Source organism: Streptomyces sp. NPDC054841, assembly GCF_053611045.1.
This window is the reverse complement of the sequence record NZ_JBSGZO010000497.1, coordinates 1-5,972: the sequence shown is the minus strand read 5'-3', so window position 1 is coordinate 5,972 and position 5,972 is coordinate 1. Positions and strand designations below refer to the sequence as shown.

The window sequence follows — 5,972 nt, the reverse complement described above, 5'->3', positions numbered from 1 at the left end:
GGCTCACGCCCCGCGCAGCACCGCTCCCGTGCGCTCGGCGGCGAGCGCGATCGCGGCGTCGCGGGCGGCCGAGGCCTCCTCGACGGTCAGCGTGCGGTCCGCGGCGCGGAAACGCAGCGCGTACGCGAGCGACTTCTTGCCCGCGCCGATCTGCTCGCCGGTGAAGACGTCGAACAGCCGGATGGACTCCAGCAGTTCACCGGCTCCCTCGCGCAGCACCTTCTCGACGTCCGCGGCGGGAACGCCGGAGGAGACGACCAGCGCGACGTCCTGCGTGGCCACCGGGAACGTGGAGATCCGCGGCGCCTGGAGGGCACCCTCGCCGGCCTGCTCCAGCAGGTCCAGCTCGACCTCCATCGCGCAGGTGCGCTCCGGCAGCCCGAGCGCCTTGATGACGCGCGGGTGCAGCTCGCCCGCGTGGCCGACGAGGGTCTCCTCACCGTTCACAGTGGCGTACAGCGCGGCGCAGCGGCCCGGGTGCCACGGCGCGTGCTGGTCGGAGCGGATGGTGAGCTCGACGCCCGCCTCGCGGGCGACCGTACGGGCGGACTCGACGGCGTCGGCCCAGTCGGCCGGGCGTCCGGCGCCCCACCAGCCGGCCTGTTCGCGGGCGCCCGCCAGGACGGTGGCGGCGCGGCGCGGCTGACGCGGCAGCGCCGCGTTCAGCGCGGCGATCTCCTCGTCGGTGGGACGGCGGTCGACGGGCAGCACGCCCGGGACCGTCTCGTCACCGGTCGGCCGGAAGACCAGACCCGTCTCGAAGAGGGCCAGGTCGCCCGAGCCGCGGCCCACGTTGCGCCGCAGCGCGGCGAGCAGACCGGGCAGCAGCGTGGTGCGCAGCGCCGGCTCCTCGTCGGAGATCGGGTTGACCAGCGTGACGACGGCGCGCCGCGGGTCGTCGGCCTCCAGGCCGAGCTGGTCGAGGACGCCCTCGCCGATGAACGGGTAGTTCAGCGCCTCGACGAAGCCGGCTCCGGCAAGCGCACGGCCGGTGCGCCGGTGCAGCCGCTGGCGGGCGGTGAGCCCGCGGCCGGACGGCGGGGTCGGCAGCGTGGAGGGCAGGTTCTCGTAGCCCTCCAGCCGGATGACCTCTTCCGCGAGGTCGTTCGGCGCGTGCAGGTCGGGACGCCACGACGGGACGGTGACGACGAGCTCGTCCTGGCCGTAGACGTCACAGCCGACCTCCTGGAGGCGGCGGACGACGGTCTCGCGGCCGTAGCCGACACCGGCGACACGGTCGGGGTGGTCGGCCCGCATCGTGACCGTACGCGGCGCGGACGGCGCGATGATCTCGGTGACGCCGGCCTCGGCGGTGCCGCCCGCGAGCAGCACCAGCAGGTCGACCGTGCGCTGCGCGGCAGCGGCGGCGGCCTGCGGGTCGACGCCCCGCTCGAAGCGCTTGGACGCCTCGGAGGACAGCTTGTGGCGGCGCGCGGTGCGGGCGATGGAGACCGCGTCGAAGTGCGCGGCCTCGATGACGACTTCGGTGGTGCCGCGGACCTCGCCGGTCTCCGGGTCGGTCTCGGAGTCGGCGATCTCCGTGTTGGCTCCGCCCATGACACCCGCGAGGCCGATCGGCCCGCGGTTGTCGGTGATGACCAGGTCCTCGGCGTCCAGGACGCGCTTGGTGCCGTCGAGGGTGATCAGCTTCTCGCCCTGCTCGGCGCGGCGCACACCGATCGGCCCGTCGAGGCGGGTGCGGTCGTACGCGTGCAGCGGCTGGCCGAGCTCCAGCATCACGTAGTTGGTGATGTCGACGGCGAGCGAGATCGGGCGCATGCCGGCCTTCTGGAGGCGGCGCTGCAGCCAGATCGGGGAGCGGGCCTCCGGGTCGAGGCCGACGACGGTGCGCGCGGTGAAGCGGTCGCAGCCGATCGGGTCCGCGATCTGCACTCCGTAGCCGAACGAGTTCGGTGCGGGGACGTCGAGCAGCGCCGGGTCGCGCAGCGGCAGACCGTACGCGATGGCCGCCTCACGGGCGACGCCGCGCAGCGACAGGCAGTAGCCGCGGTCGGGCGTGACGGCGATGTCGAGGACCTCGTCGAACAGCTCCAGCAGCTCGGTGGCGTCGATGCCGACCTCGTGCTGCGGCGGCAGCACGATGATGCCGTGCGAGCCGTCGTCGCCCATGCCCAGCTCGTCGCCGGAGCAGATCATGCCGCGGGACACCCGGCCGTACGTCTTGCGCTCGGCGATCTGGAAGTCGCCGGGCAGGACCGCGCCGGGCAGCGCGACGACGACCTTGTCGCCGACCGAGAAGTTCCGGGCGCCGCAGATGATCTCCTGCGGGTCTCCCGTGCCGTTGGCCTGGCCGACGTCGACGGTGCAGAAGCGGATGGGCTTCTTGAACTCGGTCAGCTCCTCGATGGTGAGCACCTGGCCCACGACGAGGGGGCCCTTGAGCCCGGCGCCGAGCTGCTCGACGGTCTCGACCTCGAGGCCGGCCGCGATGAGCTTGGTCTGTACGTCACGGCCGGTCTCCGTCACCGGCAGGTCGACGTACTCCCGCAGCCAAGAAAGCGGGATCCGCATCAGATCTCCATCCCGAACGGCCGGGTGAACCGGATGTCACCCTCGACCATGTCTCGCATGTCTTCGACGTTGTGGCGGAACATCAGCATCCGCTCGATGCCGAACCCGAAGGCGAATCCGCTGTACTTCTCCGGGTCGACACCGCAGGCGACGAGCACCTTCGGGTTGACCATCCCGCAGCCGCCGAGCTCGATCCAGCCCTCGCTGGAGCAGGTGCGGCACGGCCGGTCCGGGTTGCCGACGGACTCGCCGCGGCACACGTAACAGACCATGTCCATCTCGGCGGACGGCTCGGTGAACGGGAAGAAGTTCGGCCGGAGCCGGGTCTTCATGCCCTCGCCGCCGAAGAGCGCCCGGACCATGTGGTCCAGGGTGCCCTTGAGGTCGGCCATGGTGAGGCCCTCGTCGACGGCGAGCAGCTCGACCTGGTGGAAGACCGGGGTGTGGGTGGCGTCCAGATCGTCCGTGCGGTACACGCGGCCGGGGCAGATCACGTACAGCGGCGGCTCGCGGTCCAGCATCGAGCGGACCTGTACCGGCGAGGTGTGGGTGCGCATGACGACGCCCGAATTGCCGCTTCCGTCCGCGCCCTGCACGAAGAACGTGTCGTGCTCGCCGCGGGCGGGGTGGTCCGCCGCGATGTTCAGCGCGTCGAAGTTCAGCCACTCGGTCTCGACCTCGGGGCCTTCGGCCACCTCGTAGCCCATGGCCACGAAGATGTCCTCGATGCGCTCCGAGAGTGTGGTCAGGGGGTGGCGGGCGCCGGCCGGTACACGGTCGTGGGGCAGCGTGACATCCACGGCCTCCTCGACCAGCACACGGGCGTCACGCTCCGCCTCCAGCTCGGCCTGACGGGCGGCCAGGGCCTTGTTGACGGCACCGCGGGCCTGGCCCACACGCTTGCCGGCGTCGGCCTTGGCATGCGGCGGCAGGGCGCCGATCTCCCGGTTGGCGAGCGCGAGCGGCGAGGTGGGGCCGGTCTGCGCGATCTTCGCCTCGTGGAGCGCTTCGAGGTCGCCGGCGGCGGCGAAGGCGGCGAGCGCCTCGTCCCGCATGCGCTCGATCTCTTCCGGTTTCAGTGCCTCGACCTCGACAGGGTCGTACGACTTATTGGGTGCCGACATCTCTTCCCGTGCTTCCGATGGGGTGGCTGGAGCCCCCGCTCGACGACCGAGGACGCAAAGGTGCCAAAGGTCGAGTCTAGCGGGGTGAAGGTACGCGAATGAGCCCGTGGGCTGCCGGGGTGCCTATCAGGTGAGATAGGCGGGGGCGCCCACGGGCAACGTAAATCGGAATTCCGCGCCGCCGCCGGGACCGCGGCCGACGGTGATCGTCCCGCCGTGCGCCTCGACGATGCCTTTGACGATGTACAGGCCGAGACCGGTGCCTCCGCGCTTGCTTCCCCGCCAGAAGCGGGTGAAGACACGGCCCATCGACTCCTCGGGGATGCCGGGGCCTTCGTCGCTCACGGTGACGGCCGTTCCCTTCTCGTCGTTCTTGCCGGGCGCTGGTGATACCTCGATGGTGACCGTTCCCTCGCCGTGGCGCACCGCATTTTCGAGCAGGTTGCCGAGGACCTGGTCGATCTTGTCGGGGTCGGCCCACAGATCGGGCAGCCGGCGGTGGATACGGACGAAGAAACGGTCCGGGGACTGGCCCCGGGCGGTGTGCGCCTGGATGTGGCGGCCGACGGCGGCCGCGATGTCGACGGGCTGGCGGCGCACCTCGAGTCGGCCGGAGTCGATACGGGAGATGTCGAGGAGCTCGGCGATGAGCCGCGTGACACGGTTGGCGTCGGCGTCGACGGTCTCCAGCATGAGCCGCTTCTGGTCGTCGGTGAAGCGCTCCCATTTGGCGAGGAGGGTGGCCGTGAAGCCCTTGACGGAGGTCAGCGGTGAGCGCAGCTCATGGGCGACGGTGGCGATCAGCTCGGCGTGGCTGCGCTCGGTGCGGCGCCTCGCCTCGGTGCCGCGCAGGCTGACCACGACGCGGCGGACGGGGCCGGTGGGTGCCTCGCGTACGTAGCGGACGGAGACGAGGACCTCGCGGCCGCCGGGGAGCAGCAGATTCCGCTCGGGCTGGCCGATGCGCGTGGCGAGCCCGCCGTACGGGTCGGTCAGGGTCCACCAGCGGCGGCCCTTGAGGTCCTCCAGGGGCAGCGCGTGCTCCAGCGGTCGGCCGAGGGCCTCGGCGCCGGGGGTCGCGGTGATGCGCTCGGCCGCGGCGTTGAAGCAGATCACCCGGCCGGTCTCGTCGGCGACGACGAGGCCGTCGGGAAGGTCGTCGGGGTCGATGCCCAGGCCTGCGACGTCCACGGAGGGACCCGCGAAGGCGATGTGCGCCTCCGACGGTCCACTTGTGCCGACAGCCATCCCCGTACCCCACCTCTCGAACCAGTGCAGTGGGTCCCCGAGTTGGTCACCCTACTAGTCGTCGGTGACAGAGTGACACCCTGCGGGGGCCGGGGGTCACGCCGCCCGGCAGCCGCCGGGGGTGCGCTGGGCGCGCGCGGAGGCGTAGAGGCACACGGCGGCGGCCGTCGCCAGATTGAGGCTCTCGGCCTTGCCGTGGATGGGCACCCGCACGACCGCGTCCGCGAGCGCGCGGGTCTCCTCGGGCAGTCCCCAGGCCTCGTTGCCGAAGATCCACGCCGTCGGTCCGCCCATGGTGCCCGCGTCGAGCTCGGCGTCCAGGTCGTCCTCACCGGCCCCGTCCGCGGCGAGGATCCTGACCCCGACGCCCTTCAGCCCGCTGACGGCCTGCTCGACGGGTACGCCGACGGCGACGGGCAGATGGAACAGCGAACCGACCGAAGCCCGCACCGACTTCGGGTTGTAGAGGTCCACGGAGGCATCGGTGAGCACGACGGCGTCGGCGCCCGCGGCATCGGCACAGCGCAGCACCGTGCCCGCGTTCCCGGGGTCGCGTACGTGCGCGAGGACGGCCACGAGCCTGGGCCGGGCGGCAAGGATGTCCTCGAACGGCGAGTCGAGGAACCGGCAGACCCCGACGAGCCCCTGCGGCGTCACGGTCTGGGAGACCTCGGCCAGCACGGCGTCGGGGGCGTAGTGGATCCGGGCCCCCGTGGCACGGGCGGCCTCCACGATGTCCGCGTACCGCTCGGCGGCCTCGACGGTGGTGAAGAGCTCGAGCAGCGTGGGCTCGTCGTCATCGCCCCGGTGCTCCACGGCCTCCCGCACGGCCTGCGGCCCCTCGGCGATGAACCGCCGGTCCTTGGAGCGGAAGTTCCGCTTGGCGAGCCGCCGCGCGGCGACGACACGCGGAGACCGCGGGGAGATCAGCTCGGGGGTGCGCATGAGGTGCACTCACTTCTCTTGCTGCGCGCGAGGCGCACGGTGTCGACTCGGCTCGCCCTTCGGGCTGGGTTCCGAAGGCGGGCGGTACCTGGGCAGGACGCACGCGGACCCGCAGGCCAGGGG

4 protein-coding genes are annotated in these 5,972 nt (G+C 72.2%); all 4 read right to left on the bottom strand.

Annotated elements, in window-relative coordinates; all coding sequences use genetic code 11:
* Positions 1-3 precede the first annotated feature (3 nt).
* Positions 4-2,532 carry a phenylalanine--tRNA ligase subunit beta gene (gene pheT, locus ACWGI8_RS37650; protein ID WP_453667939.1) on the bottom strand — a complete coding sequence of 843 codons (2,529 nt, stop codon included), beginning with the start codon at positions 2,530-2,532 and terminating at the stop codon, positions 4-6.
* Positions 2,532-3,656, bottom strand: coding sequence for a phenylalanine--tRNA ligase subunit alpha (gene pheS / locus ACWGI8_RS37645; RefSeq protein WP_453667938.1), 1,125 nt, complete (start codon positions 3,654-3,656; stop codon positions 2,532-2,534). Before pheS ends, pheT begins: the two co-directional genes overlap by 1 nt.
* A gap of 126 nt (positions 3,657-3,782) precedes the next feature.
* Complete coding sequence (locus ACWGI8_RS37640) at positions 3,783-4,904, bottom strand: ATP-binding protein (protein WP_453667937.1); 1,122 nt, start codon at positions 4,902-4,904, stop codon at positions 3,783-3,785.
* A gap of 96 nt (positions 4,905-5,000) precedes the next feature.
* Positions 5,001-5,849, bottom strand: coding sequence for a TrmH family RNA methyltransferase (locus ACWGI8_RS37635; protein WP_453667936.1), 849 nt, complete (start codon positions 5,847-5,849; stop codon positions 5,001-5,003).
* Between the last annotated feature and the right edge of the window lie 123 nt (positions 5,850-5,972).

Excerpts from the sequence above, each read along its gene's own strand:
- pheT (WP_453667939.1), bottom strand. The coding sequence starts at position 2,532 with ATGCGGATCCCGCTTTCTTGGCTGCGGGAGTACGTCGACCTGCCGGTG.
- pheS (WP_453667938.1), bottom strand. The coding sequence starts at position 3,656 with ATGTCGGCACCCAATAAGTCGTACGACCCTGTCGAGGTCGAGGCACTG.
- ACWGI8_RS37640 (WP_453667937.1), bottom strand. The coding sequence starts at position 4,904 with ATGGCTGTCGGCACAAGTGGACCGTCGGAGGCGCACATCGCCTTCGCG.
- ACWGI8_RS37635 (WP_453667936.1), bottom strand. The coding sequence starts at position 5,849 with ATGCGCACCCCCGAGCTGATCTCCCCGCGGTCTCCGCGTGTCGTCGCC.